This is a genomic window from Candidatus Erwinia dacicola (assembly GCF_001756855.1).
GTDB classification, from domain to species: Bacteria; Pseudomonadota; Gammaproteobacteria; order Enterobacterales; family Enterobacteriaceae; genus Erwinia; species Erwinia dacicola.
On the sequence record NZ_MAYS01000479.1, the window covers coordinates 1 to 3,932 of the forward strand.

General features: G+C 53.2%; 4 protein-coding genes and 1 pseudogene. All 5 read left to right on the top strand.

Translation table 11 applies throughout. The annotated features are described in order from the left end of the window. Nucleotides 1–175 precede the first annotated feature (175 nt). Nucleotides 176–849, top strand: a pseudogene (locus BBW68_RS18045) (Mu transposase domain-containing protein); the annotation flags it as partial. A gap of 128 nt (nt 850–977) precedes the next feature. Continuing rightward, nucleotides 978–1,373 carry an ATP-binding protein gene (locus BBW68_RS12585; RefSeq protein ID WP_276325392.1) on the top strand — a complete coding sequence of 132 codons (396 nt, stop codon included), beginning with the start codon at nt 978–980 and terminating at the stop codon, nt 1,371–1,373. Nucleotides 1,374–1,523: 150 nt separating this feature from the next. After that, a complete protein-coding gene (ilvN, locus tag BBW68_RS12590; protein WP_070135626.1) occupies nt 1,524–2,015 on the top strand; it encodes an acetolactate synthase small subunit in 492 nt (163 codons plus the stop codon). A 159-nt stretch (nt 2,016–2,174) separates the two neighbouring features. Further along, nucleotides 2,175–3,185, top strand: coding sequence for a catabolite repressor/activator (gene cra / locus BBW68_RS12595; RefSeq protein WP_070135627.1), 1,011 nt, complete (start codon nt 2,175–2,177; stop codon nt 3,183–3,185). Nucleotides 3,186–3,517: 332 nt separating this feature from the next. Beyond that, nucleotides 3,518–3,932: IS1595 family transposase (locus tag BBW68_RS12600; protein WP_148127470.1), on the top strand; the 415-nt coding region annotated here is incomplete at its 3' end.

Consider the following 3,932-nt stretch of genomic DNA (forward strand, 5'->3'; position numbering starts at 1 on the left):
TTGCGGATGCCTGAGCCGGATTAGTGTGCCTGAAAAATGGCTTTCCGGTTAAAAACACGACAAAAACTGCATTTTCATACTTAAACCTACGCACGACCGCCGCATCAAAGGGATAGTTCGTTCTGACATTCATGGTTGGGCGCTCTCAGAAGAGGCGATTCAATCTCCTAACCATGAACGCTGGATCCTCGCCCGGCTACGGCATCAGGTCTTCTTCTCGCTGGCAGAGTTGAACCACTGCATCCGTACGCTGGTTACAGAGCTCAACGAACGTCCCTTCAAAAAACTGCCCAGCAACCGGCGGGAAGCCTTCGAAAGCTGGATAAACCCGCACTTTGACCGTTACCGGTACAACCGTGGCGGTAGCGCCACATAAAGAAAGCGAAGGTGAATATCGATTATCACGTCGAATATGAGCTGCGCCATTACTCGGTGCCGCATCAGTACGTCGGTAAAATAGTGGAACTCCATACCTTCGACAACTTTCTTGAGGTCTGGGCTGACGGGCTGATGATCGCCAGTCACCCTCGACGCTTTCATCCGGGTAACAGTACTGCGGCAGAGCATATGCCGGAGCGTCACCGCCATCATCAACAGTGGACGCCGGGCCGGTTGAAAAACTGGGCTGCCGGTGTGGGACCTGACACGCTCACGTGGGTCAGTGAGCGTCTGGCAGAAAAAGCGCATCTGGAGCAGGCTTACCGCTTGTGTCTGGGGCTGCTGAGCCTGACACGTGAGTATCCTTCTGAGCGCGTTAACAACAGCTGCCGTCTGGCCAATACAGAGGGGTTGAACCGGCTGAAGCAGATAAAGTCGATCCTGAAAAATAACCGAGACCTAGTTCCAGCGGACGGTGATTCCGTGGCCCGCGCCACTTCCACTGAAACAGGAAACCCGATAATGCCACATACGCTGATGAAACAGCTGACAGAAATAGAAATGAAACAACCGGCCCCGGTGGTTGCGGTAAAATCTATGTGGGTTGTGCACTGGGTAACAATGCCTGCCAGCAGGGTTACAGCGTGCAGTACTGGCGCCTGAGTCGGTTACTGGTTGAACTGACGCACAGCCGTGCAGATGGCAGCTACAGAAAGCAGCTTGCTCAACTATCGAAAACGCAGCTGCTTATCCTAGATGACTGGGGGCTGGAACCGCTTCAGGCGGCTCAGCGCAACGATCTTCTGGAGCTAATGGACGATCGCTACGGTAAGAATGCCACGGTAATGATAAGCCAACTGCCAACGGATGAGTGGTATGGCTGTGTGGGAGATAACACGCTGGCCGACGCTATCCTAGATCGCCTGATGCATAACGCCCACCAACTGGAGATGAAAGGTGAGTCGATGAGGAAACAACTGGCACAGGTTGACTGAAAGTGAACGGTCAGTGTAATAAAAGGAAGTTAGGGCGCGTTAGAAAATAACGCGTTCACGTTCCTCCGGAACGACCGTTCATCTTCGCCAGAATACTCACGGTGGCGGTATGGACGAAATGTGGCTGAGCAAAACGGAGAGGACTTAATTATGCGTCGTGTATTATCGGTTCTGCTGAAAAACGAATCTGGCGCATTGTCCCGCGTGGTGGGCCTGTTCTCTCAGCGTGGCTACAACATTGAAAGCCTGACCGTGGCACCAACGGACGACCTGACGCTGTCACGCATGACCATTGAGACCGTCAGTGACGAGAAGGTGATTGAGCAGATCAAAAAGCAGCTGCACAAGCTAGTGGACGTGCTGCGCGTCAGTGAACTGGGCCAGGACGCTTTCGTCGAGCGTGAGATCATGCTGGTAAAGATCCAGTCCAGCGGCTACGGTCGCGAAGAGGTGAAACGTTCGGCGAAGATTTTCCGTGGGCAGATCGTTGACGTCACGCCATCGCCTTACACGGTTCAGCTTGCGGGCACCAGCGATAAACTGGATGCGTTCCTCAGCACCGTGCGCGAAGTGGCGGAAATCGTTGAAGTTGCGCGCTCCGGCATTGTTGGCGTGTCGCGCGGCGATCGTATCATGCGATAATTTCACTAGATGATGGTCAGAATAGTTTGCTAACCCGGCGTAATGCCATTTTTTTTGTTTATCACATAGCGACTGCTGCTGCTGAAAAGCGGTTGCTTGCCACACTTTTCTGCGGTTAGATGTGATAAATGCTAATCCATAAAGAAGTGTGGGGTTATTGTGAAACTGGATGAAATTGCGCGCCTCGCGGGTGTTTCGCGCACGACGGCCAGCTATGTGATTAATGGCAAGGCTAAGCAGTATCGTGTCAGCGATAAAACCGTCGAGAAAGTGATGGCGGTGGTGCGTGAATATAATTACCACCCTAACGCGGTGGCGGCAGGGCTTCGCGCTGGTCGTACGCGCTCAATAGGGCTGGTAATCCCCGATTTGGAAAATACCAGCTACACCCGAATTGCCAACTATCTGGAACGCCAGGCACGCCAGCGCGGCTATCAGCTGCTGATCGCCTGTTCAGAAGATCAGCCCGATAATGAAATGCGCTGCGTGGAGCATCTGCTGCAGCGCCAGGTCGATGCGATTATCGTCTCGACCTCATTGCCGCCGGAACATCCGTTTTATCAGCGCTGGGTCAATGAGCCGCTGCCGATCATTGCGCTGGACCGTGCGCTGGATCGTGAACATTTCACCAGCGTGGTTGGTGCCGACCAAGACGATGCAGAAGCGCTCGGTGCTGAACTGCGTAAGCTGCCGGCGAAATCGGTGCTGTTCCTTGGCGCGCTGCCGGAGCTGTCCGTCAGCTTCTTGCGTGAGCTGGGCTTCCGCGATGCGTGGCATGGCGATGAACGACCAATCGACTTTATCTATGCCAACAGCTTTGAGCGCAGCGCTGCGGCGGCCCTGTTCGAAAATTATCTCGATACCCACGAGATGCCGGAAGCATTGTTCACCACCTCTTTCGGCCTGCTGCAGGGCGTGATGGACGTGACGCTGAAACGTGAAGAGCGTTTGCCACAGAATCTAGCGATTGCCACCTTTGGCGACCACGAACTGCTAGATTTTCTTGAGTGCCCGGTGCTGGCAGTTGGCCAATGTCATCGCGATGTGGCAGAACGCGTGCTGAAACTGGTTCTGGCCAGTCTGGATGAACCGCGCAAGCCAAAGCCGGGACTAAAGCGTATTCGCCGTAATCTTTATCGCCGTGGGCGTCTGAACCGCAAAGCAAACTAAGAGAGTGGGCGCGGCACGTCGCGCCCATTATTTCCGCACCCGTTTATCCAGAACCAATCTGAGCCACCTTTGGACCCCTCCTCACATTTAAGCGCCCGCGCTTGGCCAGATAGGTAAATAAAAGTAAAGCCCAGCAGCCAGCGTCAGCTTTTGATTATAGAACTTAACGTTAATGAATAAGTTGTTGCACCTGCCGCGACGCGCCTGACGCAGGAAATCTGCATCACGCTGGGAAAGTGTTAGGGGATGCCTTAAAATACCGCCGGTGTTGCAAAACGGGCAGTTTATTTTTGGGGCTGTCCTAGATAACTAAGATCATCTAGGATAGTGCCATGAGAAAAAGCAGACTCAGTCAGTACAAACAGGAACGGTTACTTGAACAGTTTATTGCAGGCTCCACAGCCCGTATTGCCGCAGAGCTGGTTGGTGTCCACAGGAACACTGCTGCATACTATTTTCACCGCCTCAGAGTGCTGATAGCCGAGCACGTAGATAGGCACTCCTGGTTTGATGGCGAGATTGAACTGGACGAAAGTTATTTTGGTGGTCGTCGTAAAGGTCAGCGTGGCAGAGGTGCTGCCGGAAAAGTGCCTGTTTTCGGGCTTCTCAAGCGTGGTGGTAAGGTGTATACCAAGGTCATACCCGATGCCAAATCACGCACATTACTGCCGATAATAGAGTCAAAAATTTACCCTGACAGCATCGTCTATACCGATAATTTTGCCAGTTATGATGTACTGGATGTGA